23 protein-coding genes are annotated in these 25,720 nt (G+C 74.1%); 4 read left to right on the top strand and 19 right to left on the bottom strand.

Annotated features, from left to right (window positions below):
* Positions 1-307: 307 nt before the first annotated feature.
* The 15 genes from ACH4SE_RS16750 to ACH4SE_RS16680 form a co-directional block, all read right to left on the bottom strand.
* Positions 308-1,222: a hypothetical protein gene (locus tag ACH4SE_RS16750; RefSeq protein ID WP_398544137.1), complete on the bottom strand. Its 915-nt coding sequence runs from the start codon at positions 1,220-1,222 to the stop codon at positions 308-310.
* Between the two features lie 237 nt (positions 1,223-1,459).
* Positions 1,460-2,590: a PP2C family protein-serine/threonine phosphatase gene (locus ACH4SE_RS16745; RefSeq protein ID WP_398544136.1), complete on the bottom strand. Its 1,131-nt coding sequence runs from the start codon at positions 2,588-2,590 to the stop codon at positions 1,460-1,462.
* Positions 2,591-2,731: 141 nt separating this feature from the next.
* Entirely contained in the window at positions 2,732-3,223 is a 492-nt protein-coding gene (cynS, locus tag ACH4SE_RS16740) for a cyanase (RefSeq protein ID WP_398544135.1), read from the bottom strand.
* Between the two features lie 121 nt (positions 3,224-3,344).
* Positions 3,345-3,920: a rhodanese-like domain-containing protein gene (locus ACH4SE_RS16735; protein WP_398544134.1), complete on the bottom strand. Its 576-nt coding sequence runs from the start codon at positions 3,918-3,920 to the stop codon at positions 3,345-3,347.
* A gap of 106 nt (positions 3,921-4,026) precedes the next feature.
* Complete coding sequence (locus ACH4SE_RS16730; RefSeq protein WP_398544133.1) at positions 4,027-4,770, bottom strand: sulfite exporter TauE/SafE family protein; 744 nt, start codon at positions 4,768-4,770, stop codon at positions 4,027-4,029.
* Positions 4,767-5,132: a rhodanese-like domain-containing protein gene (locus ACH4SE_RS16725; protein WP_398544132.1), complete on the bottom strand. Its 366-nt coding sequence runs from the start codon at positions 5,130-5,132 to the stop codon at positions 4,767-4,769. Before ACH4SE_RS16725 ends, ACH4SE_RS16730 begins: the two co-directional genes overlap by 4 nt.
* A 111-nt stretch (positions 5,133-5,243) precedes the next feature.
* Positions 5,244-6,599 carry a rhodanese-like domain-containing protein gene (locus ACH4SE_RS16720; RefSeq protein WP_398544131.1) on the bottom strand — a complete coding sequence of 452 codons (1,356 nt, stop codon included), beginning with the start codon at positions 6,597-6,599 and terminating at the stop codon, positions 5,244-5,246.
* Between the two features lie 251 nt (positions 6,600-6,850).
* A complete protein-coding gene (locus ACH4SE_RS16715) occupies positions 6,851-7,861 on the bottom strand; it encodes a LacI family DNA-binding transcriptional regulator (protein WP_398544130.1) in 1,011 nt (336 codons plus the stop codon).
* Between the two features lie 104 nt (positions 7,862-7,965).
* Positions 7,966-8,319, bottom strand: coding sequence for an L-rhamnose mutarotase (locus tag ACH4SE_RS16710; protein ID WP_398544129.1), 354 nt, complete (start codon positions 8,317-8,319; stop codon positions 7,966-7,968).
* Positions 8,316-9,419 (bottom strand): Gfo/Idh/MocA family protein, encoded by a 1,104-nt coding sequence (locus ACH4SE_RS16705; RefSeq protein ID WP_398544128.1) that lies wholly within the window; start codon positions 9,417-9,419, stop codon positions 8,316-8,318. Before ACH4SE_RS16705 ends, ACH4SE_RS16710 begins: the two co-directional genes overlap by 4 nt.
* Complete coding sequence (locus ACH4SE_RS16700; protein WP_398544127.1) at positions 9,416-10,063, bottom strand: hypothetical protein; 648 nt, start codon at positions 10,061-10,063, stop codon at positions 9,416-9,418. Before ACH4SE_RS16700 ends, ACH4SE_RS16705 begins: the two co-directional genes overlap by 4 nt.
* 5 nt (positions 10,064-10,068) lie before the next feature.
* Positions 10,069-10,947: a carbohydrate ABC transporter permease gene (locus ACH4SE_RS16695; protein WP_398544126.1), complete on the bottom strand. Its 879-nt coding sequence runs from the start codon at positions 10,945-10,947 to the stop codon at positions 10,069-10,071.
* Entirely contained in the window at positions 10,944-11,909 is a 966-nt protein-coding gene (locus ACH4SE_RS16690; RefSeq protein ID WP_398544125.1) for a carbohydrate ABC transporter permease, read from the bottom strand. The genes ACH4SE_RS16695 and ACH4SE_RS16690 overlap by 4 nt, the downstream gene beginning before the upstream one ends.
* A gap of 57 nt (positions 11,910-11,966) precedes the next feature.
* Positions 11,967-13,274 (bottom strand): ABC transporter substrate-binding protein, encoded by a 1,308-nt coding sequence (locus tag ACH4SE_RS16685; RefSeq protein ID WP_398544124.1) that lies wholly within the window; start codon positions 13,272-13,274, stop codon positions 11,967-11,969.
* A gap of 135 nt (positions 13,275-13,409) precedes the next feature.
* Positions 13,410-14,585 (bottom strand): enolase C-terminal domain-like protein, encoded by a 1,176-nt coding sequence (locus tag ACH4SE_RS16680; protein WP_398544123.1) that lies wholly within the window; start codon positions 14,583-14,585, stop codon positions 13,410-13,412.
* Between the two features lie 773 nt (positions 14,586-15,358).
* On the opposite strand from ACH4SE_RS16680, the gene ACH4SE_RS16675 reads away from it, so the two are divergent.
* The 4 genes from ACH4SE_RS16675 (at position 15,359) to ACH4SE_RS16660 (ending at position 22,615) form a co-directional block, all read left to right on the top strand.
* Positions 15,359-17,767 carry a polysaccharide lyase family protein gene (locus ACH4SE_RS16675; RefSeq protein WP_398544122.1) on the top strand — a complete coding sequence of 803 codons (2,409 nt, stop codon included), beginning with the start codon at positions 15,359-15,361 and terminating at the stop codon, positions 17,765-17,767.
* 115 nt (positions 17,768-17,882) lie between these two features.
* Positions 17,883-19,049, top strand: coding sequence for an L-rhamnose isomerase (gene rhaI / locus ACH4SE_RS16670; protein WP_398544121.1), 1,167 nt, complete (start codon positions 17,883-17,885; stop codon positions 19,047-19,049).
* A gap of 63 nt (positions 19,050-19,112) precedes the next feature.
* Positions 19,113-21,158, top strand: a complete 2,046-nt coding sequence (locus ACH4SE_RS16665) for a bifunctional aldolase/short-chain dehydrogenase (protein ID WP_398544120.1) — start codon at positions 19,113-19,115, stop codon at positions 21,156-21,158.
* Entirely contained in the window at positions 21,155-22,615 is a 1,461-nt protein-coding gene (locus ACH4SE_RS16660) for a rhamnulokinase family protein (protein WP_398544119.1), read from the top strand. Before ACH4SE_RS16665 ends, ACH4SE_RS16660 begins: the two co-directional genes overlap by 4 nt.
* A 48-nt stretch (positions 22,616-22,663) precedes the next feature.
* Here the strand turns inward: ACH4SE_RS16660 and ACH4SE_RS16655 are convergent, their stop codons facing one another.
* From ACH4SE_RS16655 to ACH4SE_RS16640, 4 genes are all read right to left on the bottom strand, one after another.
* Positions 22,664-22,882 (bottom strand): DUF5988 family protein, encoded by a 219-nt coding sequence (locus ACH4SE_RS16655; protein ID WP_398544118.1) that lies wholly within the window; start codon positions 22,880-22,882, stop codon positions 22,664-22,666.
* A gap of 118 nt (positions 22,883-23,000) precedes the next feature.
* On the bottom strand, positions 23,001-23,657 hold the full coding sequence (locus ACH4SE_RS16650) for a LuxR C-terminal-related transcriptional regulator (protein ID WP_398544117.1): 657 nt from the start codon (positions 23,655-23,657) through the stop codon (positions 23,001-23,003).
* A gap of 40 nt (positions 23,658-23,697) precedes the next feature.
* The gene (locus ACH4SE_RS16645) at positions 23,698-24,438 is read right to left on the bottom strand and encodes a BTAD domain-containing putative transcriptional regulator (protein WP_398544116.1); all 741 of its coding nucleotides are present in this window, start codon (positions 24,436-24,438) and stop codon (positions 23,698-23,700) included.
* 58 nt (positions 24,439-24,496) lie between these two features.
* Positions 24,497-25,261, bottom strand: coding sequence for a BTAD domain-containing putative transcriptional regulator (locus tag ACH4SE_RS16640; RefSeq protein WP_398544115.1), 765 nt, complete (start codon positions 25,259-25,261; stop codon positions 24,497-24,499).
* Positions 25,262-25,720: the final 459 nt, after the last annotated feature.

Below are 25,720 nucleotides of genomic sequence, written 5' to 3'. Positions count from 1 at the left end.
CCGCTGGTCGACGGCGTCGGCGTCCCCGGCCGCCGAGGGACGCGTCGCGGCGGACGGGGCGGGCAGGCCGTCGCCGGCGACGAGCCGGGAGTGCGGCGGGAGGGAGGGGCCGGGGGGGTGTGCGGGCCGGGCGGCGGGGGGGCCGGCAGGGGCGTCGCCCCTTCGGCGGAACGGCGCGGGGGGCGGCCCCAGAGCATGCGACGGCGTGGGAGCGTGTTCGAGCGAGCGTCAGGTGCCGCACCGGAGAGGCACGTTCCCCCGTGGAGGCCGGTGCCGCCGCCCCCGTTCCCGGCGTCTGCCCCGCTCGTCAGGAGCATGTGTGGCTGCCGCTGAGGCACGGCCCGGGATCGTAGGTGGTCGGCGTCGCGGACCTCGTGGCCGTCGCGGGCGGGGAGTCCACGAGGTAGTGCGCGACGAGGGAGAAGGCGGCGACGTACCGGTGGGCGGCGAAGGCGGACTGCGCCACCGCGTGGGTGGACAGCGGCTGCCAGCTGACGTAGACGGTCGCCTGGTCCGTGTCGCGCCGGGGCGGGCTGCCGGCGGACTGCTGGTCGCCGGTGATCGCCTGCGGGTCGTACGGTGCCCCGGCCACCGACACCCGCAGGTACGGCGAGGTGTCGTCGCCGATCGCCGCGGACGGGCGGGCGGTGTAGAGCACGGAGACCCGGCCCCATCCGGGGGACGGCGCGCCCGGTGAGGAGGACGCCCCGCCCGGGGAGGGAGCCGGCGCGGCCGGGTCCCCCGCGGCGGCCCGCGCCAGCGTGGCGGGTGGCGCTCCCTCACCCGTCCAGCCCTGCGCGCCCAGCACCGCGTCCAGCGACCGCAGGCGCGAACCGATGTCGCCGTCGAAGGCGACGTAGGCGACGGTGGAGCGCGTGCACCCGGTGGAGCTCCATCTCGCCCGGCTGCCGAACATCGCGCTGCTCACCACGCTTCGGCAGACGTCCGAGACCGAGGTGCCGACCGGCTCGGCCCACGGCACGGCCGAGGTGAGCGCCGCCAGGTCGGCGGATGCCGCCCGCGCCGCCCCGGCCTCGGCGGTCCGGGCGGCGGCGGAGTGGGCGAAGGCGGCCACGTCCGGTGGGGCGGGGGGCTTCAGCTGCTCGTGGATGTACCACATCCCGCCCAGCAGGAGCAGCATCACCACTCCCACCGCGCAGAAGACCGTGAACGCGCAGCCGCGCGCGACACGCCGGCCCCTGTTCCCCGCTGTATCCCCCATGCCGTCATGATCCCGGGGGGCCACCGGCATTGTGGCAACGCTGCGGTCACCGTACGGTCTCGTCCGCCGCGCCGTCGACGACCCGTGGGCCGCCCCTGGCCCCGCGGTGACGTCGTGCGGCGGGGCCTCAGAGCGTGGCCCGGAAGCCGTGCCCGCCCGTCCGGGCAGGCGGGCCGGCCGGCGCGCCCGTCACCTCCCCGCCGCCGGGGGGATCGGTTCCGCGGTGCGGCGGACCCGTCACGGGCGGCCGTCGTGCCGTACGGCGACGACGGCGGCGTCGTCGCCGAGGCTCCCCGCGGTGTGCCGCAGCAGGTCGGCGCGGAGGGCGGCCAGCAGGTCGACGGGGTGCGCCCCGCCCGGGGCGAGCGCCGGGACGCGGTCGGTCAGCGGGTAGAAGGAGCCGGTGACGTCGCGGGCCTCGGTGACACCGTCGGTGTAGAGCAGGAGCGTGTCGCCCGGCTCGAAGGCGAAGACGTCGGGGGCCGCCTCCGCGTCCTCGGGCGGGAGGACGCCGATCGGCGGCGAGTGGCGGCGCGGGACGAGCGGTGTGGCGCGGCCGCCGTGCAGGCGCAGCGGGGCGGGGTGGCCGCTGTTGAGGATGCTGACGCGCGGTTCGCGGTCGGGGATGTCGATGAGGGCGGCGGTGATGAAGGACTCCCCCGGATCCCCGCCGTGCCGGTGGGGCTGGGTGAGTCCCCAGGCGACGACTGCCTCCAGTTCGAGGTGCAGCGCCGCGAGCGGAAGGTGGCGGTGGGCGGCGCTGCGGAAGGCGCCCAGCAGCAGGTTGGCGTCGTCCACCGCGGTGAGCCCCTTGCCGCGCACGTCCCCGATGAGCAGGCGGGTGCCGTCCCGGGTGCGCACCGCGGCGTAGAGGTCGCCGCCGATGCGCGCGTGGTCGGCCGCCGCCTCGTAGCGGACGGCGACGGACAGCGGACCGATCCGTTCCGGCAGCGGCTGGAGGACCACCTGCTGGGCGGCCTCCGCGACCGAGCGCACCTGTCTCAGCTCGGCGCTGTGCCGCTCGCGCAGCCGGCAGAAGAAGACCGTGAACGCGGAGATCAGGACGAGCGCGGCGATCTGGCTCTCGTGGTTGGACGTGAAGATGCTGTTGCGCACCACGGCGATCGTGAAGAGGGCGGCGGTGGCGAGGAAGCCGACCAGCGCGGTGAGCCGCGAGCTGCCGAAGGACGCGGTGAGGGCGGGCGCCACGACCAGCAGCGGTCCGAGGTGCACCCCCTGCGGCGCGAGCACGTCGGCGACGGTGATCAGCACGATCAGGGCGACCGGGACCGCGACCAGCCCCCGGTTCGCGTGCCAGGGCCGGCCGGTGCCGCCGTCCTCGCGGGACCGGGACCAGGGGGACCGCATCGTCGTCGCCGCACCCCTCCGCTCGCGCACCTCGGGCTCGCGGACGCCCCGGTACCCGCTGCGGGACCGTTTGGGACGTCCGCCTCCTCCCCATTGTGCTGCCGCGCCGGGGCGGCCACACGTCGGCGGAGCCGGTGCGGCTCAGTCGCTGGGCCAGCTGTAGGGGAGGAACTTCCCGTCGAAGGTGATGACGACGTGCTCGGCGCCGTCGTGGGTCGCCGTCCCGATGTCCACCTTGAAGTTGATCGCGCTCATGATCCCGTCGCCGAACCGCTCGTGGATCAGCTCCTTCAGGGCGGGGCCGTACACCTGCACCGCCTCGTGGAGCCGGTAGACCGTCGGATCGGTCGGTACCCCGCCCGCCCCGCGGTGCGGTACGGCGGCGAGCACCGGCACGGCCTCCTCGGGCAGTTCGAGCAGCGCGACGACCCGGCGGGCGGCGTCCGGCGGGAGCGGGTGCTGCCCGAGCAGTGCCGCGGTGCTCCAGACGGCCGGCCGGCCGATCGCGTCGGCCAGCTCCTGCCAGGTGAGGCCCTTGGCCAGCCTGGCGGCGACGATCGCGGCCGTGATCTCGCCGCGGTCCATGCGGGGCGGAAGACCGCCCGGCACGCCGTCCTTCCCTGCGTCGTTCATCGCTCGGGACCTCCCCGCCCTCGGGCCCGGTGGGTGTCCGGGCCGCTGGTAGGGGGTGATGGTACGTCAGGTGTGTTTCGGGCGTGTTCCGCCGCTCCGCGGCCCGCCGCCCGGCCGCGGTTCAGCGGGCGCGCAGCCGCGCCAGTGTGGCGTCGAGGTCGGCCGCGCGGGGGCGGTTGTGCGGGAGCTTGCCCAGGACGAAGGCCATGCCGCAGGTGTCGGTCAGGGCGGAGAAGATCAGCCCGCCGCAGATGCCCGCGGACAGCAGCAGGAAGGCCGGGTGGACGAAGAAGCCGAGGGCCAGACCGAGCAGGATGACGAGGCTCGCGGTGAACCGGACCTGCCGCTCCATGGCCCACACCGCCCGGGGCCTGCCCTCCGGGCGGGCGAGGTCGTGGCCCTCGGCCGCCCAGGCGGCGGTGCCGCCGGTGAGGGTGGCGGCCTCGACGCCGTGCCGGGCGAGGGTGCGGCAGGCGTTGTCGGAGCGGGCGCCGGAGGCGCACACGACGAGGACGGGGCCGCGTCCGGCGGCCTCGCGGATGCCGGGGAGCGCCTCGTCCAGCCGGTCCAGCGGGATGTTGAGCGCGCCGGGTATGTGGCCGCCGGCGTATTCACCGGCGGTCCGCACGTCGAGGACCGTGAGGTCGTCCAGCCGCGCACGGGCCTGGCGGACGTCGAGGGAGGTGGTCGTAGCCATAGTGCATGCATCCTAAAGGGTCAAGGGTGCTCCGAGAACAGGTTCCGTTACGGGAGTCGTACGGGGATGTGAAGCCTTCTACCGGTCGGTAGGGTCACGCCGCCGGTCACACGACGGCGTCGACGAGCATCAGCGCCGCGACCGCGAGCAGCGCCCAGGCGAAGAGCCGCTGGAGCGTCGCACCGGTGGCCCTGCGCGCCAGCCGCTTGCCGTCCCACGCGCCCAGCACCGCGGCCGCGGTGAAGGGCGCGACGACCGCCCAGTCCAGCGACGAGCCGCTGCCGGAGCGGGCGGCGAGCGCGGCGACCGCGTTGACGGTGATCACCAGCAGACTGGTGCCCACCGCCCGCCGCATCGGCACCTTCAGCACCCCGACTAGCACCGGAACGGCGAGGAAGCCCCCGCCCACACCCAGCAGGCCGGTCACCGCGCCGAGCCCCGCACCCGCGGCGGCCGCCCGCGCGGGGCGCACCGCGCCGGCGGGCGCGGGCGCCGCGGGGCGCAGCATGCGCAGCGCCGCGACCACCGCGACGGCGGCGAAGGCCACGGTCAGCACCACCTGGGGCAGGCGGCCGGCGGCGGCCCCGGCGAGCGCCGCGGGCACGATTCCCGCGGCGGCGAAGAGCAGCCCCGTCCGCCAGGCCACGCCGCCCTCGCGGGCGTGCCCGGCGAGCGACGTGACGGAGGTGAGCGCGACGATGACGAGCGCCGCCGTCGTCGCGTCGGCCGGGCTGAAGCCGAGCAGGTAGACGAGAGCGGGCACCGCCAGGACGCTGCCGCCCCCGCCCAGCCCGCCCAGGGCGAGCCCCACGACCGCGCCGGAGGCGAGCGCCAGGACCAGGTCCGTCATGCCACGGTGCCGATCGTCCCGCGCGGACCCGCGACGCCGTACCCGGCGGCGGCCCACGCCTTCATGCCGCCCCTGACGTCCACCGCGTCCACGCCGCGGTCGGCGAGCAGCCGGGCCGCCTGCTGCGAGCGGTGGCCGCTGCGGCAGATCACCACCACCGGCCGCCCCTGCGCCGCGGCCGGCAGGGCCGCCCCTGCCGACAGCCGGGACAGCGCCGCATGGACGGCACCGGGCGCGTGCCCGGCGTCCCACTCCCCCTGCTCCCGCACGTCCAGCAGGACGGCGGTCGCGGCGGAGCCGAGGGTACGGCGGCGGGCCTCGCCGGCGGTGACACGGCGCGGGACGGCGCGGAAGGGGAACATCACAGGCCTCGCGGGATTCGGAGTGGGGGGACGGTGGGGCGGGGTACGGGCCGGGCGCGGGGGCGCCGCGGGCGCCGCCGGGTGCCGGTCGGGCACCGCGCGGCCGCGCGCTCAGCTCGTGGTGAGCGCCAGCCCGGCGCCGGCCGCGGCGTCGAAGGTGTCGTCCACCGCGACCACGGCGCGGCCCGCGGCGTCCAGCAGGGAGGCGGCGAGGGCGGCGCGCATGCCGCCGGCGCAGTGCACCCACACCGGGCCGGCGGGGACCTCGGCGAGGCGTCCGTGCAGTTCGTGCAGCGGGATGTGGAGGGAGCCCGGGATGTGGCCGGCGGACCGCTCGGCGGCGCGGCGCACGTCGAGGACGACGATGCCGTCCGTGCCGTTCTCGGCGAGGTCGCGGAAGGTGGCGCGCGGGAAGGAGGCGAGCGGGGCGCCGCCGGCCCACTCCTGCGGGATGCCGGTCGCGGCGGCCGCGGGGCGGTCGATGCCGACCCGGACGAGCTCACGCTGGGCGTCCGCCAGCTGCTCGGCGGACTCGGCGAGCAGCGTGACGGGGCGGCCCCACGGGATCAGCCACGCGAGGTACGTGGCGAGCTTGCCGTCGGCCTCGACGTTGAACGTCCCGGCGACGTGGCCCTCGGCGAAGGCGACGCGGCTGCGCAGGTCGACGACCCATTCCCCCGCCGCCAGCCGGGCGGCGATCTCGCCCGCGTCGGCGACGCCGGGCGGGGTCAGGTCCACGGGGGCGGGCCCGGCGGCGTTCACCGGCGCCATGTGGACGTAGTACGCGGGCACGTCGTCCAGCTCGGCGAGCAGCCGGGCGACGAAGGACTCGACGTCGGCCGTCAGCGCCGGGTTGACGGTCTTCTCGTGGCCGATGGTGGTCCGGTCCCCGCCCGCCTGGCCGGAGGAGCAGAAGCTGCCGAAGCCGTGGGTGGGCAGTACGGACGCCTCGTCGGGCAGCTCGTCCGCGAGCCGCCGCACGGACGCGTGCTGCGCACGGGCCAGGCGCTCGGTGAGCCGCGGCTCCACCAGGTCGGGGCGTCCGACCGTGCCGATGAGCAGCGAGCCGCCGGTGAAGGCGGCCACCGGGGCGCCGTCCTCGTGCAGGACGTACGCGGTGTGGTGCGGGGTGTGCCCGGGGGTGGCGACGGCCCGCAGTCCGAGCCCGGCCTCGATGTGTATCGCGTCGCCGTCGGAGACCGGCACCCGGTGGAAGGCGACCCGCGCGCCCTCGGGCACGAGGTAGGTGGCACCCGTCACCCGGGCCAGTTCCAGGCCGCCGGTGACGTAGTCGTTGTGCAGGTGGGTCTCGACCACGTGCGTGATGCGCACGCCGCGCCGGGCGGCGGCCGCGAGCACCTGGTCGATGTCGCGCGGCGGGTCCACCGCCACGGCGGCCGAGCGGCCTCCCGCCAGGTAGTGCCGGTTGCCGAGGCCCTTGAGTTCGATGGTCTCGATGAAGAACAAGAGAGGCTTCCTTCCGCGTGTACCCCCTGGGGTATGTCCCACGGTACACGGATACCCCTCGGGGTATCACATGAGGATCACCACACCGGCGGCGATCCGGTCGCAAGCGTCAGGGAACCCGCAGGTCAGCACGCGCGGGCGGCACGGCGGGGCCACCGGCGCCCCGGGCTCCGCCCAGGGCCGGCGCCGGCGGCGCAGCCCCCTTCTCGCCGCCGCACGGCGCGCGGGCCCGGGCGGCGGCGCGCCGCCCCTCAGCCGCGGCGCAGGCTGGAGCTGCGGACGACCAGCTCGGGCTGCAGCACGATCTGCCGGTGCGTGTGCGGGACGCCGGCCTGCGCGGTCTCCTCGGCGAGCAGCTCCATCGCGATCCGGCCCATGGCGGCCGCGGGCTGGCGGACGGAGGTGAGCGGTACGGCGGCGGCCGCCGCGAACTCGATGTCGTCGTAGCCGACGATGGCCATCTGGTCGGGAACCCTGACGCCGGCGTCGAAGAGCGACTGCAGGACGCCGAGGGTCAGCAGGTCGTTGGCGCAGAAGACGGCGCCGGGCCGCGGCCCGAGCCCGAGCAGCCGCGCCCCGGCGTCGCGGCCGGCGGCGACGTCGAGGCGGCCGGTCGTGACGTCCACCAGCGCGGAGGGCGGGAGTCCGGCGCCCGCCAGGGCGGCGAGCGCCCCGGCCCGCCGGTCGCGCACCTGCGGCACGTCGGCCCGGCCGCCGACGTAGACGATCGAGCGGTGCCCGGCGTCGATGAGGTGCTGCGCGGCCAGCCGGCCGCCGGTGACGTCGTCCACGGAGACCGAGCACGCGTCGGCGTCCGAGGACACCCGGTCGGTGAGCACGTAGGGGATGTTCTGCCGGCGCAGCGCCTCCAGGCTGCGGCCGGCCGGGTCGGCGGGGGTCACGAGCACGCCGCGCACCCGCAGCTCGGTGAAGAGCGCCACGTAGTCGGCCTCCTCCGCGGCGTCCTGCGCGCTGTTGCAGACGATGACCCGCAGCCCCGCCTCGCGGGCGGCGCGCTCGGCGCCGCTGGCGAGGTCGACGAAGAACGGGTTGCCCATGTCGAGCACGAGCAGTGCGACGATGCGGCTGGCGCCCGCCCGCAGCTGCCGGGCGGACTCGCTGCGGACGTAGCCGAGCCGGCTGATGACCGACAGGACACGGACCCTGGTGGCCTCGGAGACCAGGTCGGGCCGGTTGATCACGTTGGAGACGGTCCCCACGGAGACGCCGGCCTCCCGGGCCACGTCCTTGATGCCGATCATCGCTAACGTCGTCTCCCATGTCGTGGACAGCGACAGACTAGTGGCCGCCGCGCGGCGTACGGGCGAACGCCGACGGCCCCGCGGCCGAGGGCCCGCGGCCCCCGTCAGTCGAGGTGGAAGACCTCGGCGAGCGGGACCATCGCGGCGTCCGGCGCCGCACCGTCCAGGGCCTCGAAGTACGGCGCCATCTGCTGCTGCCAGCGCGCGTTGACCTCGGTGGCGTCCATCGCGGCGCGGGCGCGGTCGAAGTCCTCGGTCTCCAGGTAGCCGACGAGCAGGCCGTCGTCGCGCAGGAAGAGCGAGTAGTTGTGCCACCCGGCCGCGGACAGTGCCGCGCGCATCTCCGGCCACACCTCGGCGTGCCGCTCCCGGTACTCGGCCAGCCGCTCGCTGCGGACCTTCAGCAGGAAGCAGACGCGGCGCCGCGCGCCTTCCCCGGTGCGTTCGGCGGGTGTCACGAGGCCGGCTCCTTCCGTGGCTCCGGCATGCCGCCGGGACAGGTGTAGAACGGGTCGCCGGGGCGGATGCCGCCGGCCTGGACGGGGTCGCCGGTCCGGGCGGACTTGTAGAGGGCGGCGACCAGTTCGAGGCTGGTGCGGCCGTCGGCGCCGCTGGCGCGGGGGCGGCGCCCGGCCCGCAGGTCGGCGGTGAGCGAGCGCAGCTGCGCCAGGTGGGAGCTGGGCACGTCGGGGCCCGTGTCCCGCCAGGCGGCCGCTTCCGGGGCGGGGACGCCGGGGGCGGGGGTGATCCGCCAGTCGGCGCCGGAGTAGCCGTAGAGGTGGGTCAGTTCGAGGGTCGCGCGCTCGCAGTCGATGCGGATGCGGCTCACCTGGTCCGGGCTCACGGCGCTGTTGACGACCGTGGCCAGGGCTCCGGAGGCGAAGCGGACCAGGGCGGTGGAGACGTCCTCGGTCTCGGTGCCGTGCACGAGGGTGCCGGCCATGGCGCGCACCTCGGCCCAGGGGCCGAGGAGTTCGAGCATCAGGTCGATCTGGTGGATGCCGTGGCCCATGGTCGTGCCGCCGCCCTCGCCTGCCCACGTGCCGCGCCCCGGCGGGGCGTAGTAGGCGGCGTCGCGGTACCAGGTGGTCTGGCAGTGCGCGACCAGCGGGCGGCCGACGGCGCCGCCGGAGATCAGCTCGCGCACGTGCGCGGCGGACGAGCCGAAGCGGTGCTGGAAGACGACGGCGGCGTAGGGGCCGCCGGGGCCGCCCTCCGCGGCCTGCATCGCGTCGTACTCGGCGAGCGAGCGGCAGGGCGGCTTCTCGCACCAGACCCAGGCGCCGGACCGCAGCGCGGCCGTGGTCTGCTCCTGGTGGAAGGCGGGCGGGGTGCAGATGACGACCAGACCGGGCCGCTGCTCGGCGAGCATCCGGCCGAGGTCGGTGTACGCGTGCGGTACGCCGCCTTCGGCGCAGAAGTCGCGGACGGCCCGCTCGTCGATGTCGAAGGCCGCGACGACGTCGGTCTCGCCGCCGAGTTCGCGCAGCGCCGGGAGGTGGGCCTGCCGGGCGATGGCGCCCGTTCCGGCGACGGCCACCCTGATCGGGGCCGTCATCGCGCGGCCTGCTCGCGGCGGGCGGCGCGGACGGCGGCCACGGACACCGCGTAGGCCAGCGGCCCGGCCATGAAGCCGGCGAACGCGGGGATCGTGGCGACCAGCGCGGCCACGCACGCCAGTGCGGTGACGACGAGCGGCAGCGTGCCCGGGGCCGCGCCCGCGAGCCGGACCGCCGTGCGCAGCGCTCCGGCCCACGAGGTCCGGTCCGACGCCCGGCAGGCGGCCGCGAGCAGGGCCAGTGCCACCGCCGCGGCGCCCAGCAGGACCAGGGCCGCGGCCTCGGCCGGTCGGCCGGGGATGCGGGAGTCCAGCACCGCGTGCACCTCCAGCCAGGTCGCGGCGAGGACGCCGAGTACGGCGGCCTGGAGCGCGAGGCCGGCGCGCAGGTCGCGGCGCACCACGGAGGCGAAGGTCCGCAGCAGCGGCGCCTCGCGCTCCTCGTGCCACCCGGCGACGACCTCGGCGGCCGCGCACCAGGCAGCACCGGCGGTGACCAGCGGCAGCGAGAAGGCCAGGAAGAGCGCGCCGACGGCCATGGTTTCGGCGGCGGTGCGCACCTGCTCGGCGCGCTCGGTGCCCAGGACGGGTCCGAACCGCCGGGCGGCGGCCGCGTGGCCGCCGGGGAGGGGGCGTACGGGCATCGTGGTCAGCCCTTCAGTCCGCTGGAGGTGGCGCCGTCCACCAGGAGCCGCTGGAAGGCGAGGAAGAAGAGGAAGACGGGCGCGAGGGCCAGCACCGACATGGCCATCATGGGGCCGTAGGAGGTCATGCCGGTCTGGTCGACGAACAGCGACAGGCCGATGGGCACGGTGAACTTGCCGGTGTCGTTGAGGTAGACCAGCTGCGTGAAGAAGTCGTTCCAGGTCCAGATGAAGCTGAAGATCGCGCTGGTGATGAGCGCGGGCCGGGTCAGCGGGAGCACGACGTAGAGGAAGGTGCGGTAGGGGCCGCAGCCGTCGAGCCGGGCGGCCTCGTCGATCTCCTTCGGGATGCCGCGCATGAACTGGACCATGAGGAAGATGAAGAACGCCTCGGTGGCCAGGAACTTCGGGGCGACGAGCGGCAGGTCGGTGTTGATCCAGCCGAACCGCTTGAAGATCGCGTACTGCGGGACGATCAGCACGTGGTAGGGCAGCAGGATCGTCACGACCATGCCGGCGAACATGACCGAGCGCCCGCGGAACTCCAGCCGGCTGAAGGCGTACGCCGCGAGCGAGCAGGACAGCAGGGTCCCGACCACGGCGAGGGCGGAGATCACCAGGGAGTTGGTGAAGAACCGGCCGAAGGTCACCCCGGGGTTGGCGTGCCATCCGTCGGGGAAGTTTCCGGCCGTCCAGTGCAGCGGCCAGGGGCGGTTGGACGTGACGATCTCGGTCGCCGGCTTGAACGAGGTGCCCAGCATCCAGATCACCGGATAGATCACCACGGCCACGACGGCGATGACCACCACGTGCCACAGCACGGCCCGGTACGTCCGCCCGCCGGACCGCGGCGCCGCGGCGGCGGTGAGAGCGCGGTCGCTCATCGGTTGCCTCCGTCCCCGTAGAAGACCCACGCCCGCGACAGGCGGAACATCAGGGCGGTCACGACGCCCACCGCGGCGAGCAGCACCCAGGCCATGGCCGAGGCGTAGCCGAAGCGGAAGTCGTTGAAGCCGGTCTGGTAGAGGTACAGCGTGTAGAAGAGCGTGGAGTCCGCCGGGCCGCCGGTCCCGCCGCTGACGATGAAGGCGGGGGTGAAGGCCTGGAAGGAGTTGATGGTCTCCAGCAGCAGGTTGAAGAAGATGACCGGGGACAGCAGCGGCACGGTGACGTGCCAGAAGCGCTGCCACTTCCCCGCCCCGTCGACGTCGGCGGCGTCGTACAGCTCGGCGGGGATCTGCTTCAGGCCGGCCAGGAAGATCACCATCGGGGCGCCGAACTGCCAGCAGGACAGCAGGATGATGGCGGGCAGCGACCAGGTCGGGTTGTTGATGAAGTCCGTCTTCGGCAGTCCGACCGAGGCCAGGCCGTCGGAGACCGCCCCGCCCTGCGCGAACATCGAGCGCCACACCAGCGCCACGGCGACGCTCGTGCCCAGCAGCGAGGGCAGGTAGAACAGCGAGCGGTAGACGCCGATGCCACGCCGCCTGCGGTTGAGCAGCAGCGCCACCGCGAGGCCGAGGCCGAGCTTGACCGGCGTCACCACGACGACGTATTCCAGCGTGACGCGCACGGCGTGGAAGAAGCGCGGGTCGGTGGTGAACATCTGCCGGTAGTTCGCCAGGCCCGCCCACTTGGGCGGGTCCAGCAGGTCGTAGTCGGTGAACGACAGGTAGAGCGAGTAGACCAGCGGCCCGACGGTGAAGACCGCGAGGCCGGCGAACCAGGGCAGCAGGAAGACGTATCCGGCGGTCCGGTCGGCGACGCCCCTGGTGGGCAGGGCCTTGCGTTGCTTGCGTGTCGGGATCGCCGTCACCGGTCGGTCGAGCCGAGCCGTCGAACTCACCGGCTTCCTCCTTCGTCCTTCGTCAGGCGTGGTGCGGGGGCGGTTGCGGGCGGGCCGTCACTGCCCGAGGATCTGCTCCGCCTGCTGGATGAAGGAGCCGGCGGCGTCCTCCGGGCTCTGCTGGCCGAAGCTGACGGCGCCGTAGATGCGCTGCATCAGGGTGATGAGCTGGCCGTCGCCCTTCGGGGGCGCGGCCGGGGTGGCGGCGAGCTGGGTGGCGTTCGCCGCCTCGAAGTCCGAGACGGTCTTGTCCGGGCCGCTCGCCGTGGCCGCCTGCTGCTTGCGGACCGCGAGGTTGGGGAAGAGCCCGCGGCTGCTGCCCAGCGCCGCGGCCGCCTTCGGGTCGTTGACCAGGAAGCTGAGCAGCTCGGCGGCCTCCTTGGGGTGCTTGGAGCGGGCGTAGACCGACAGCAGCATCGACGGCTTGGCGTACATGCCCGTCCGGCCGCCCTCGCTGGGCAGCGGGACCAGGGCCAGGGTGTCCTTGGTGGCGGCGGCGTGGCTGGCGTAGATGCTGTCGTAGTCCCACTCGGCGGCCGCGGTGCCCTTGGCCAGCGGGTCCTCGGCGGGGCCGGAGACCAGCGTCGCCGTCTGGTTGGCGGGCGTGGCCGCGCCGGACTTGCGCAGGTCGGTGCAGAAGTTCCAGAAGCCGGCGAGGTCCTCCTTGGTGAAGGCGAGCTTGCCGTCTCCGGTGTAGAGCTGCTTGCCGCGCTGGAGCAGCCACGACTGGAAGGCGGCCCAGGTGGTGCCCGGGTCGGATATCCCGGCGACCTTGCCGCCGGACTTGTCGTGCACCGCCTGCGCGTACGTCTTGAGGTCGTCCCACGTCCAGCCGGCCTGCGGGACGGGCACGCCGAGCGACTGGAGCTTGGTGGTGTCGACGACGAAGCTCTGCGTGGCCTGGCCGAACGGCACCGCGACCTGCTTGGCGCCGTCCTTGCCGCTGCCGGCGAACTTCGGGTCCAGGCCCGACAGGTCGACCTTGCCGGGACCGGCGGACAGGTCGAGCAGCGTGTGGCTCCTGGCGTACTGGCTCTGGTTGCCCCAGTCGATCTGGATCAGGTCGGAGGCGCCGCCACCGGCGATCTGGGTGGCCAGCTTCTGGTTGTAGGACGCGAAGTTGGCGTACTGGGTGCTGACGGTGATGTCGGGGTGGGCCTTCTCGAAGGCGGCGACGGCGTCCTCGGTCGCCTTGGCCCGGGAGGCGTCGCCCCACCACGAGAAGCTCAGCTTGACCTTGCCGCCGCCCGACGAGTCGGAGCCGGACCCGCACGCGGCCAGGGACAGGGAGCACACCACGGTCGTGGCGACGGCGAGGGTCCGCACGCCGCGGGAGTGGCGCTGGACGGTGGTACGGAGAGTCATGGACGTACTCCTGCGGAGTGCGGGCGCGCCGGCGGTGGCCGGCCGCGGGGCGGTGGCGGGCGGGTCGGGGGGCGGACACCGGACGGCGCGGTGTCCGCCGGGGTACGGCGTCACGTCGTCACGGACGACGGGGTGTCACCAGGACGCGACGGTCTCGGCGTCGATGTAGCCGGTGTCGAGGTGCTCGCCCAGCCCCGGCTCGTGGCCGAGGTGGACGTAGCCCTCGGAGTCGATGGGCGCGGGTGCCCGGGTCAGGTGCGGCGGGATCCCGTCGAAGTCGTGGAAGGGGTGCAGCAGGCCGCGCTCGTACCAGCGGGCGTTGCCCACGGCGCTGAGCACGGCGAGGGTCGCCGCGCCGCCGCCGTGCAGCTCGCAGTCCATGCCGAACGCCTCCGCCAGGTGCGCGGTCTTGAGCGCCGGGCCGATGCCCCCGCTGGTGGGGACCCCGACCCGCAGGATGTCGCAGGCCTGCGCGGCGATCCACTCGGCCCGGGCCCGGAGCCCTCCCTCGACGGTCTCCGGGCCGATGACGAGGGTGTCGAGCTGCCCGGCGAGCCACCGGTAGGAGCTGACCGAGTACTCGTCCATCGGCTCCTCGAACCAGTGGAAGCCCAGCTTGTCCAGCGCCCGGCCGAGTTCCAGCGCCTCGGCGCGGCTGTACCAGTGGTTGGCGTCGAGCATGAGCGGGACGTCGGGCCCGACGGCCTCGCGTACGGCGGCGCACGCCCGGATGTCCATCGCCACGCTGGGTGCGAAGGACACCGGGGGCATCCAGGTGTGCAGCTTGACGGCGTGGTGGCCCTGCGCGACGAGCTTCTCCGCGAAGGCGGCGTAGTCCTCCGGGCTGGACAGGCCACCCGGGATCTCGTCGCCGCACATGGTGCTCGCGTAGGCCGGGACCTTCTCACGCATGCCGCCCAGCAGCTGCCACACCGGAAGCCCCAGCCGGCGGCCGGTGAGATCCCACAGCGCCAGCTCGACGGCGGCCAGGGTGCGGTTGCCCAGGGTTCCGGCGCTGCCGCGTTGGCGGCGGGCCAGGTCCTGCCACAGCCGGGCGCGGTGCAGCGGGTCGCGGCCCAGCAGCACGGGGCGGACGTGCGCGTCGAGCACGTCCCGTCCGACGTGCGCCGGATCGGCGAGGCTGCGGCCCTGGTTGCCCTCGCTGTCGGTGAGGGTGAGCAGGGCCCGGGTGACGGCGCGTTCGGCGCCGGGGTGCTCGTGCCCGTCCGCGTCGACGGCCAGCTTCGTCGTCGTGCGGAAGAGCTGGGCCGACACAGCCACGATCGTGGTGCCGGCGGTACCGGACGGCATGCTGCCCTCGCTTCGGGACGCGAACGGAAAGGGACATGAACAAACGGGAGAGAACAGGAGGGAACGGAAGGAGCGGCCGGAGGCGGCCTGATGGGCTGGGACGCTACGGCGCTGTTTCGGCAGCGTCAAGACTTGATTGAAACGATTTTTCGCCGCGATGCCTGATGAGTCGATGCCACCTGCCCCGCAGGCACCCGTCCTCGACGCGAAGGTATGGACCGTTCACCGCACGGCGATCGGCGCCGCCGACGTACCCCGGCAGGCGCCTGAATCGATCCAGCGGGGGCCCTCGCGCACGGAGATTCGGCTCGCGTCGATTGAATCGATACACGCTCGATGTGGCGAGTTCGCGCCAGTCGATCATAGTCCACCGCGATCCACCACCCGGGCCCACCGGCGCCGCACACCACCGATCTGACCTGCACGGAAGCCGTTCGGAACATCCCGTTCCGCGACGGTGGCGGATCCGCGGCCGGCGGCCCTCGGCCACCCCCGGAGGGCCGCCGGCCGCGGATCGCCTGCCGCGCTGCCCCTTCCCAATCCGTCTCCGGCTCGCTAGCTTCAACGCCCGGCAGAGCAGTTATGACGTTTCAATCCCCCGCCGCGCCGCTGCGCCCCGCCCTCGGCGGCCGCGCCGCTGTGCGCCTGCGCGGGGCCGGCCCGCGCCCGGCGCGGCCCGGTGGCCCGTACCCCTGCTCCGCGCCGCCCGCCCGCCCTCCCCCGGGCCGGCCGCACGGTGCCGCCACCCCAGTCGTCCAGCACGAGGAGTCTTGATGTCCTGGCAGCAGAGCCATGTGAGCCGTCGGACCACGCTCGGCCTGATGGGAGCCGGCGCGGCCGCCACCGTCGTGGGCGCCGCCGGAGCGGCGGCCGCGCAGACGCCGCAGGCCGGTACGGACGGCGGCGCCACGGGCACCGCCCACCCTCCGGTGCGGCTGACGCTCGACGGCCGGCCGGCGGCGGTCGGCGGCTACGCCTTTCCCGACGAGGCCGGTGAGATCGTCCTCGACAACGGCCTGGTCCGCTTCACCTTCGGCCGCGACGACGAGGCCGGCGGTGTCCTCACCGGCTGGTCCGACGTGTCCGTCACCGCGACCTCGGTCGTGGTCGACGGCACCGAACTGGCCCACAACCTCAACGGCGTCGACCCCCGCGACCCCGACCGCCGGCACTCCTTCTACGTCGACGCAGGCGGCGGCAAGTCCCGTCTGGTGTGCACGCAGGTCAAGGTGCTCCGGGTCTCCCCCGAGCTGGTCGAGATCGCCTTCGCCGACGTCACGAGCGTCCCGCTGCAGCACGAGCACCACCTGATCATGCGGGCGGGCAGGCCGGGCCTGTACGGCTACGACATCCTCACCGCGAGCGCGGCGACCTCCATCAGCGAGGTCCGGATGAACACCCGCTGGGACCGCTCGGTCTTCGACCACTGCTACAACTGGGAGCGCGGCAAGGGCCAGCAGCCCACGTACGCCTACCTGGCCACGCAGAAGAGCGTCGGCGACGAGACATGGCTGGTCGACGGGGTGGACAACCCCGCTCTGCCCTCACCGGGGAGCAACGCGGGCGGCACCCGGCCGGGCGATGTCTACACCAAGTACGACTGGAGCCTCTACCACCACGAGAACCCGATGTTCGGGCACTACGGCAACGGCTTCGGCACCTGGTTCACCCCGCTCGGCGGGGTGTCCGACGAGACGCTCGCCGGCTTCTACGGTGTCGGCCCGCAGCACCAGGACCTGGCCGTCCACCAGGACGCACTGATCCTCAACTACTTCGGCGCCAACCACTACGGCCTGCCCTCCTACGCCCTGCCCGCGGGCTACCGGCGGCTGTACGGGCCGTGGTTCAGCTTCCTGACGACCGGCGACCCGCAGGACCCGGACGCGATGATCGCCGAGGCCGCGGACATCGCCCGCCGCGAGATCGCGGAGAACCGCGAGGGATCCGCGTGGGTCGCCGACCCCCTCTACCCCGCGCCCGCCGCCCGCAGCACGGTCACCGGCCGGATCCGGATCGCCGACGGCCGCCCCGCGGGGAACCTGTGGGTACTGCTCAGCACCCAGGACGTCGACGACGTCTACACGATCCACGAACCCGTGCACTTCGTGCGCACCGCCGACGACGGCAGCTTCGCCCTGCCGGGCGTCCCCGAGGCGTGGCGGCCCGGCACGACCGACCCCGGCACGTACACCCTCTACGTCTTCGCGGCCGACGGCTCGGTCACCGACCAGTTCAAGCGCACCGGCATCACGGTCTCCGGGCGCCGGCACGACCTGGGGACGATCACCTGGTCGCCGGCCGGGCGCGGCACCTTCCTGTGGCAGATCGGCCGCGCCGACCGCACCGGCGGGGAGTACGCCCTCGCGACCGGCTCGCCGGTGCGCCCGAGCCCGCGCGACTACTGGAAGCCGGCACTCGTCCCCGGAGACCTGACCTTCACCGTGGGCCGCTCCTGGGAGCCGGAGGACTGGTACTACGCGCAGGCCAACCCGGGCACCTGGACCGTCCGCTTCCCGCTCGACGCCGCGCCCGAGGGCACCGCGTACCTGACGGTGTCGTCGTCGATGCAGCAGGGCGGCAAGCCGCCGGTGGTCACCGTCAACGGAACGTCCGCGGGCATCGCCGGGACGCTCCCGGCCACCAGCGACTCCACCATGGCCCGCCAGTCCGACCGCAGCGGCTACCCCCGGAAGGCCCTGCTGACCTTCCCGGCCGCACTGCTCACCGCCGGGGACAACACCATCGCCTTCACGCACGGCGGTACGGTCACGCCCGGGGCGCCCTCGTCGGTGGGCTTCGGCTGGGACACGGTCGTGCTGGAGGTCGACGGACCGCAGCCGGCCCGGCCGGCCCGGCTCACCGGGCGGGTGACGTCACTGGGCACCGCCCAGGGGTCGAGCAGCTGGCGGGTGGAGATCACCAACAGGGGTTCGGGCCCGGCCAACGACGTCCGGCTGGACGCCGTCCGCTGGCAGGCCGGCGGTCCCGCCGAGGTGGCCGGGGCGGACCCGAACAGCTTCCCCGTCCCGGTGGCCGCTTCCCTCCCGCCCGGCGGGTCGGCGGCCGTCACCGTGGTGACGACCGGGGCCCGTCCCGTACGGGCGGACGGTCACGTCGAGTTCGGATTCCACGCCAACGGCGGCCGGGTCCGCGGGAGCGCCACGAGCACGTCCGGCCGCTGAGCCGCGCCGGGGCCGCGCCTCCCCCGCGGCCCCGGCAGCCGGCGGCAGCGTTGTTGACACCCGCGCCGGACGCTGTTTATCGTCCGCGTAATGAAACGATTCATAGGAGTAGTCCATGACTGAACTGCCCGCCGTCAAAGCTGCGTTGACGGCCCAGCGGATCGAGACCCCGTCGTGGGCGTACGGCAACTCCGGGACACGTTTCAAGGTGTTCGCGCAGGCGGGCGTCCCGCGCACCCCGTACGAGAAGCTCGACGACGCCGCCCGCGTGCAGGAGGTGACCGGCGTGGCGCCCGCGGTGGCGCTGCACATCCCGTGGGACACCGTGGACGACTACGCGGGCCTGGCCGCCTACGCCGCGGAGCGCGGGCTGTCGCTCGGGGCGATCAACGCCAACGTCTTCCAGGACGACGACTACAAGCTCGGCTCCGTCACCCACCCGGACCCGGCGGTGCGCCGCAAGGCGCTGGACCACCTGCTGGCCTGCGTCGACATCATGGACGCCACCGGCTCGCGGGACCTCAAGCTGTGGTTCGCCGACGGCACCAACTACCCCGGCCAGGACGACATCACCGCCCGGCAGGACCGGCTGGCCGCGGCGCTGGCCGCCGTCAACGAGCGGCTCGGCGACGGGCAGCGGATGCTCCTGGAGTACAAGCTCTTCGAGCCGGCCTTCTACACCACCGACGTCCCCGACTGGGGCACCTCGTACGCGCACTGCCTCAAGCTGGGGCCGAAGGCGCAGGTCGTGGTGGACACCGGGCACCACGCGCCGGGCACCAACATCGAGTTCATCGTGGCCTTCCTGCTGCGCGAGGGGAAGCTCGGCGGCTTCGACTTCAACTCCCGCTTCTACGCCGACGACGACCTGATGGTCGGCTCCGCCGACCCCTTCCAGCTCTTCCGGATCATGCACGAGGTCGTGCGGAACGGCGGCCTGGACCCGGCGGCGGGCGTCGCGTTCATGCTCGACCAGAGCCACAACATCGAGGCGAAGATCCCGGCGATCATCCGCTCGGTGATGAACGTCCAGGAGGCCACCGCGAAGGCGCTGCTGGTCGACGCCGCGGCGCTGACCGCGGCCCAGCAGGCCGGTGAGGTGCTGGAGGCCAACGCCGTGCTGATGGACGCCTACAACACCGACGTCCGCCCGCTGCTGGCCGAGGTCCGGCAGGACATGGGCCTGGACCCCGACCCGATGGCCGCCTACCGCGCGACCGGCCACGCGGCGCGTATCGCCGCCGAGCGCGTCGGCGGCGAGCAGGCCGGCTGGGGCGCCTGAGCCGCCTCCCGCAAGGCCCCGCACCGCACCGCCGCCCTCCCCTCGCAGACAAGGACACCTGCCATGACCGCCCCCTCGCATCCCGAGGTCCGGGCCCTGCTGGAGCGTTCCCACCGGCTCGGCTCGGATCCGCGCAACACCAACTACGCCGGCGGGAACACCTCCGCCAAGGGCGCCGCGCCCGACCCGGTGACCGGCGCCGACACCGAGCTGATGTGGGTCAAGGGCTCCGGCGGCGACCTGGGCACCCTCACCGAGCCGGGCCTCGCGGTACTGCGGCTGGACCGGCTGCGCGCGCTCGCGGACGTCTACCCGGGGGTGGAGCGCGAGGACGAGATGGTCGCCGCGTTCGACTACTGCCTGCACGGCCGGGGCGGCGCGGCCCCGTCCATCGACACCGCGATGCACGGCCTGGTCGGCGCGGCCCACGTCGACCACCTGCACCCCGACTCCGGGATCGCGCTGGCCTGCGCCGCCGACGGCGAGAAGCTGACGGCCGAGTGCTTCGGCGGCGCGGTCGTGTGGGTGCCCTGGCGGCGCCCGGGCTTCCAGCTCGGCCTGGACATCGCCGCCGTCGAGCGCGCCCACCCGCAGGCGATCGGCTGCGTCCTCGGCGGGCACGGCATCACCGCCTGGGGCGCGACCTCCGAGGAGTGCGAGGCGAACGCGCTGCGCATCATCCGCACCGCCGAGGCCTTCCTCGCCGAACGCGGCAGGCCCGAGCCGTTCGGGCCGGTCCTGGAGGGCTACGAGCCGCTGCCGGCCGGTGAGCGGCGGGCCCGCGCCGCCGCCCTCGCACCGCTGCTGCGGGCCGTCGCCTCGACCGACCGGCCCCAGGTGGGGCACTTCACCGACTCCGCCGAGGTACTGGACTTCCTGTCCCGCGCCGAGCACCCGCGGCTGGCGGCGCTCGGCACCTCGTGCCCCGACCACTTCCTGCGCACCAAGATCCGCCCGCTGGTGCTGGACCTGCCGCCCGCCGCTCCGCTGGAGGAGGTGACCGCCCGGCTGCGCGAGCTGCACGCGGACTACCGCGCCGAGTACGCCGCCTACTACGACCGGCACGCCACCGCGGGCTCCCCGCCCATGCGCGGCGCCGACCCGGCGATCGTGCTCGTCCCGGGCGTGGGCATGTTCTCGTACGGCAAGGACAAGCAGACGGCCCGGGTGGCGGGCGAGTTCTACGTCAACGCCGTCAACGTCATGCGGGGGGCGGAGGCCGTCTCCTCCTACCGGCCGATCGAGGAGTCGGAGAAGTTCCGCATCGAGTACTGGGAGCTGGAGGAGGCGAAGCTCCGCCGGATGCCGGCGCCCAAGCCGCTCGCGACCCGTGTCGCCCTGGTCACCGGCGCCGGGTCGGGGATCGGGAAGGCCGTCGCCCACCGGCTGGCCGCCGAGGGGGCGTGCGTGGTCGTCGCCGACCTCGACGCGGGAAGCGCCGCGTCCGTCGCCGAGGAGCTCGGGGGTCCGGACAGGGCGGTGGCCGTCACGGTCGACGTCACCGACGAGGAGCAGATCGGTGCCGCCTTCGACGCCGCGCTGCTCGCCTTCGGCGGTGTCGACCTCGTCGTCAACAACGCGGGCATCTCCATCTCCAAGCCGCTGCTGGAGACCACCGCGCGGGACTGGGACGCGCAGCACGCCATCATGGCCCGCGGCTCCTTCCTCGTCTCCCGCGAGGCCGCCCGCGTCATGACCGCGCAGGGGCTCGGCGGCGACATCGTCTACATCGCCTCCAAGAACGCCGTCTTCGCCGGGCCGAACAACCTCGCCTACTCCGCCGCCAAGGCCGACCAGGCCCACCAGGTCCGGCTGCTGGCCGCGGAACTCGGCGAGCACGGCATCCGCGTCAACGGCGTCAACCCGGACGGCGTGGTGCGCGGCTCGGGCATCTTCGCCGGCGGCTGGGGCGCCCAGCGCGCCGCCGTCTACGGGGTGCCCGAGTCCGAACTCGGCGCCTTCTACGCCCAGCGCACCCTGCTCAAGCGCGAGGTGCTGCCCGAGCACGTCGCGAACGCCGTCTTCGCCCTCACCGGCGGGGAGCTGACCCACACCACCGGCCTGCACATCCCCGTGGACGCCGGGGTCGCCGCCGCCTTCCTGCGATGACCGCCGGCCACGGGACCTTCGCCGCGGTCGACCTCGGCGCGTCCAACGGGCGCGTCATGGCCGGCCGTGTCGGCCCCGGCACGCTCGAACTGCGCGAGGCCCACCGCTTCCCCAACCGGCCCGTCACCGTGGGCGGCACCCTGTACTGGGACGTGCTGGCGCTGCACCGGGGCGTCCTGGACGGGCTGCGGCTGGCCGGCGCCGCCGCCGGGAAGCCGGACTCCGTCGGCATCGACGGCTGGGCCGTCGACTACGGGCTGCTCGACGCCGACGGCCGCCTGCTGGGCAACCCCGTGCACTACCGCGACAGCCGCACCGACGGCGTCGCCGAGCAGGTGTGGGCCCGTGTGCCGCCCGCGGAGCTCTACGCGGCCACCGGTATCCAGTACGCGCCCTTCAACACCCTCTACCAGCTCGCCGCGGCCCGCGGCACGGCCCAGCTCGCCGCCGCACGGCGGCTGCTGCTCGTCCCGGACCTGATCGCCTACTGGCTCACCGGCGAGCAGGGCACCGAGCTGACCAACGCCTCCACCACCCAGCTCCTCGACCCCCGAACCGGCCGGTGGGCACCGCAGGTCGCCGCTGCGGCAGGTGTCGACCTGGGGCTGTTCGCCCCGCTGCGCAGCCCCGGCGACCCGGCCGGGCAGCTGCTGCCGGAGGTGCTGGCCCAGACCGGGCTCGACGGGCCCGTGCCCGTCACCGCGGTCGGCTCGCACGACACCGCCTCGGCGGTCGCGGCGGTACCCGCCGCCCGCGGCGCGCGCTTCGCGTACATCTGCACCGGCACCTGGTCGCTCGCGGGCCTCGAACTCGACGCCCCCGTGCTGACCGAGGCGAGCCGGGCCGCCAACTTCACCAACGAGCTGGGCCTCGACGGCACCGTCCGCTACCTGCGCAACGTCATGGGCCTGTGGCTGCTCCAGGAGTGCATGCGCGCCTGGGACGTGACCGATCCGGTGCCGCTGCTGCGGGAGGCGGAACGGGTGCCGGGCCTGCGGTCGGTCGTGGACGCCGCCGACCCCGGCTTCCTGGCTCCGGGCGGGATGCCGGACCGTGTCGCCGCGGCGTGCCGGGCCACCGGCCAGCCCGTGCCGGCCACGCGGGCGGAGACCACCCGCTGCGTCCTGGACTCGCTGGCGCTCGCCCACCGGGCGGCGGTCCGCGAGGCGGCGGCGCTCGCCGACCACCCGGTGGACGTGGTGCACATCGTCGGCGGCGGGGCCCGCAACGGCCTGCTGTGCCGGCTGACCGCCGACGCCTGCGGGCTGCCCGTGCTCGCCGGACCGGCCGAGGCCGCCGCCCTCGGCAACGTCCTGGTCCAGGCCCGCGCCCGCGGGCTGCTGCCCGACCGCGCGGCCGTGCGGGCGCTGCTGGCCGCGACGCAGCCGGTGGTGCGCTACGAGCCGGCGGGTGACGGCGCCGCGTGGGACGCCGCGGCCCGCCGGATCGCCCGCTGACCTCCGCGGGAGGCGGGCCCCGCCCCGCGGAGGTCGCCGCGGCTTCGTTCACTCGGCGACGTACGTGCGACGGCTCCACTCGAAGACCCGCAGGTTGCGGCCGTCGTGCTCCATGAACTCCTGGGTGGGCTCGTAGTGCTCCCACGCGTTGCCGACGAAGAGCTTCAGCTTCGTGTCGGTGTCGTCCACGTAGCGGGTGTGCGAGGGCGGGGCGAACTGCTCCGGGCCGCCGCGGAGGATGACATTGGGCAGGGGTGAGGACGTCATGGCAGTGGTGCTCCCTTCACGTTCGTGCTGGTGTACAGGTGCCTCCCGGGCCCGGCGCCCGGGATTGTCGCTCCATGACAGTGTCGGGTGCGGACGAGCACGCGGCATCGTGCGGATCTCACAACTCGTCGAGCGAGATCAACCCGTCCTGCACGGCCCGTGCCATGAGCTTCGCCTTGCTGCTCGCGGGACGGCCCGCATTGGCGTACTTGATCCGCACACGGTCGAGATAGGTGTTGACGGTGCGTTCGGAGATCCCCAGGCTCTTGGCCACGACGCCCTTGGACTCCGCGCGGAACCACGACACGAGCACTTCCAGCTCCCGTGCCGAGAGCAGGGGGCGGGCGGCCGGGCGGCCGCGGGAGGGGACCCCTCCCGGCGGGGTGTAGCGGACCCCGGTGGCGGCCGCCCGTATCGCGGTCACCAGGTGCCGCTGCTCGGCCGCCCGCGTGATCACCGCGCTGGAGCCGAGATCCATCCGGGCGAGCGCGGCCTCCGGGCTGCTGCGCATGGTGTAGCCGACGATCCTGCGCTGCTGCGCGACCAGTTCGTGCAGCTCGGCACACGTGGGACGGCCGTCGCGCGGAAGCAGTTCCAGCACGACGACGTCCGCGGCGCGCCCGGGGCCGTACAGCGCGACGGACACGTCCGGGCCCTCGGCGACGACCTCGATCGGCCCCTCGGCGGCCGCGCACCAGGTCGACAGGCCCGCCCGGACGACGGGGTGGTGGTCGACGAGGACGACACTGACCGGTACCGCCGGCACCACGTTCACCAGCCCCCCGATCGACGGGACGGCGCGGGAGCGGCCGGCATCAGAGGGAGGCCAGGACGGTGTGCCGGAGCTGCCGCAGGTCCCGGCCGGGCTCCAGCCCGGTCTCCCGGTCCAGCACGCGGCACGCCGAGTCGTAGATGCCGAGCGCCTCGGACTTCCGGTCGGACCGGAAGAGCGCGAGCATCAGCTGCCGGTAGAAGATCTCCCGCAGCGGGAACTCGGTGACGAGCGACCGCAGCGGGGCGATGACCTCCTCGTGGCGGCCGAGGTCGAGACGGGCCTGCGTGAACATCTCCGAGCACTCGATCCGCATCTCGTCCAGCCGTCTGCGGAAGCCGGTGACGAGCGGACCGGAGCGGACGTTGGCGAGCGGGGCGCCGCGCCACAGCCCCATGGCGCTGTCCAGGCTGGCCGCGGCGGCCTCCGGTTGGCCGGACCTGGTGTCCTTGCGGCCCGCCGCGACGAGCCGCTCGAAGACGTCGGCGTCGCATTCGCTGGCGGCCCGGCACAGCATGTATCCGCCGGGCCGGGTGAGGATGGGATTGCGCCGCCCCGGCCGGTCCAGGAACTTGCGGAGCCGGGAAATGCAGACGTAGAGGGTGGCCGTGGTGCGGTGCGGCGGCGCTTCGCCCCACAGTTCACGGGAAATCTGTTCCGCCGGTACGACCTGATCGGATCGGATCAGCAGGACGGCCAGCAGGGTCGCCAGCCGCTGAGCGCCGAGCGGGGAACTCCCCCGCTCGTCGTCCACCCGGAGAGGACCCAGTATCTCGTACCGCATGTTACCCCCGTAAAGTCCGGACCGTTTTTCCTGACGGACGTTCAGTACGTGCGGGCACTCACCGGGGCGCCGCGAGTTCCGGGGCGTCGACGAGCACGGCGTGGTGCAATTGCTGGAGTGCGGCGGACGGTTCGAGGCCGAGTTCCTCGACGAGTACCGTCCGTGCCGAACGGTAGACGTCCAGGGCGTCGGCTCTGCAACCGGAACGGTACAACGCGAGCATGAGCCGACGGTAGAAGGACTCCTGCAGCGGGAGTTCCTCAATCCGCGCGTAGAGGTAGCCGATGAATTCCCGGTGCCGGCCCAGCTCCAGGCCGGTCTCGGCGTAGCGCTCCATGCAGTCCAGCCGGGCCTGCTCGGCCCAGCACGCGAATCCGTTGACGATGGCGCCGTCGCGCAGTTCCTCGAGGGCCGGTCCGCGCCAGAGGCCGAGGCCCTCCTCGTAGGCCTCGCACGCCTCGCTCAGCCGGCCGTCCTCCTGTGCGGCGCGCCCGGTGCGCACCAGGTCCTGGAAGAGGGCGAAGTCCAGCTCGTCGCCGCCCAGCCGCAGCGTGTAGCCGCCGCGGGCGGTCACGACGGGGCTCTCGCCACCGCCGGGCGGCCGCAGCGCCTTGCGCAGCTGGGACACGTAGACGTGCAGGGCGGCCTGGGTCTGGCGGGGCGCGCGGGTGCCCCAGATCTCCTTCGCGAGGTCGTCGCTGCCCACCGGCTCACCGGCCCGCACCAGCAGCGCCGCCAGCAGCACCTCGACCTTGCGGGCGCCGACCAGCCTGGTCGACCCCCCTTCGGCCAGGCGCAGCGGACCGAGTATCTCGTACCTCATCGCACCGCGCCTTCCGCCGGCGGACATACGCCGGCCGGGCAAGGACACACACTGTTTTCCATATATTTTTTTGACACTCGAGAATCACCCTGTTGTCGAGCGTAGGGGAATCCGCCAGCCGGTGACACAAGCCCGGCCACCGGGCCGGGACTTCGTCTGGCGGAAGCTCTCTCGCACCGGTGGGGGCCAGGCGAGAAGGGCCATTCATTCGCTTGCAGCAAGGAGCATCACCGCATCATAGCTGCACTTTGCGGGGCGGTGTGAGGGTCGGTCAACCGACAGCCAATAGCCCGCGCAGCGGACTATCCGGCATCCGGCACGCCCGCCACGGGCGGACTTCCGTGCCCGCACCACGCACCGGCGGCGCACCGGCGGACCTGCGCGAGTGCGTATCGGCAGCTTTCCGCCACTACCCGGCCCGGGGGATCGGCACAGCTCATACCCGGTTGCCCGGCTTGC

This window comes from Streptomyces sp. NPDC020983 (assembly GCF_044333485.1).
Classification (GTDB): Bacteria; Actinomycetota; Actinomycetes; order Streptomycetales; family Streptomycetaceae; genus Actinacidiphila.
Note: the sequence above shows the minus strand (reverse complement) of the source record. Positions and strands in the feature narration are given on the sequence as shown.

Coding starts and splice junctions, on each gene's coding strand:
- ACH4SE_RS16750 (WP_398544137.1), bottom strand. CDS start 1,222: ATGGGGGATACAGCGGGGAACAGGGGCCGGCGTGTCGCGCGCGGCTGC.
- ACH4SE_RS16745 (WP_398544136.1), bottom strand. CDS start 2,590: ATGCGGTCCCCCTGGTCCCGGTCCCGCGAGGACGGCGGCACCGGCCGG.
- cynS (WP_398544135.1), bottom strand. CDS start 3,223: ATGAACGACGCAGGGAAGGACGGCGTGCCGGGCGGTCTTCCGCCCCGC.
- ACH4SE_RS16735 (WP_398544134.1), bottom strand. CDS start 3,920: ATGGCTACGACCACCTCCCTCGACGTCCGCCAGGCCCGTGCGCGGCTG.
- ACH4SE_RS16730 (WP_398544133.1), bottom strand. CDS start 4,770: ATGACGGACCTGGTCCTGGCGCTCGCCTCCGGCGCGGTCGTGGGGCTC.
- ACH4SE_RS16725 (WP_398544132.1), bottom strand. CDS start 5,132: ATGTTCCCCTTCCGCGCCGTCCCGCGCCGTGTCACCGCCGGCGAGGCC.
- ACH4SE_RS16715 (WP_398544130.1), bottom strand. CDS start 7,861: ATGATCGGCATCAAGGACGTGGCCCGGGAGGCCGGCGTCTCCGTGGGG.
- ACH4SE_RS16705 (WP_398544128.1), bottom strand. CDS start 9,419: ATGACGGCCCCGATCAGGGTGGCCGTCGCCGGAACGGGCGCCATCGCC.
- ACH4SE_RS16700 (WP_398544127.1), bottom strand. CDS start 10,063: ATGCCCGTACGCCCCCTCCCCGGCGGCCACGCGGCCGCCGCCCGGCGG.
- ACH4SE_RS16695 (WP_398544126.1), bottom strand. CDS start 10,947: ATGAGCGACCGCGCTCTCACCGCCGCCGCGGCGCCGCGGTCCGGCGGG.
- ACH4SE_RS16685 (WP_398544124.1), bottom strand. CDS start 13,274: ATGACTCTCCGTACCACCGTCCAGCGCCACTCCCGCGGCGTGCGGACC.
- ACH4SE_RS16680 (WP_398544123.1), bottom strand. CDS start 14,585: ATGCCGTCCGGTACCGCCGGCACCACGATCGTGGCTGTGTCGGCCCAG.
- ACH4SE_RS16675 (WP_398544122.1), top strand. CDS start 15,359: ATGTCCTGGCAGCAGAGCCATGTGAGCCGTCGGACCACGCTCGGCCTG.
- rhaI (WP_398544121.1), top strand. CDS start 17,883: ATGACTGAACTGCCCGCCGTCAAAGCTGCGTTGACGGCCCAGCGGATC.
- ACH4SE_RS16665 (WP_398544120.1), top strand. CDS start 19,113: ATGACCGCCCCCTCGCATCCCGAGGTCCGGGCCCTGCTGGAGCGTTCC.
- ACH4SE_RS16660 (WP_398544119.1), top strand. CDS start 21,155: ATGACCGCCGGCCACGGGACCTTCGCCGCGGTCGACCTCGGCGCGTCC.
- ACH4SE_RS16655 (WP_398544118.1), bottom strand. CDS start 22,882: ATGACGTCCTCACCCCTGCCCAATGTCATCCTCCGCGGCGGCCCGGAG.
- ACH4SE_RS16645 (WP_398544116.1), bottom strand. CDS start 24,438: ATGCGGTACGAGATACTGGGTCCTCTCCGGGTGGACGACGAGCGGGGG.
- ACH4SE_RS16640 (WP_398544115.1), bottom strand. CDS start 25,261: ATGAGGTACGAGATACTCGGTCCGCTGCGCCTGGCCGAAGGGGGGTCG.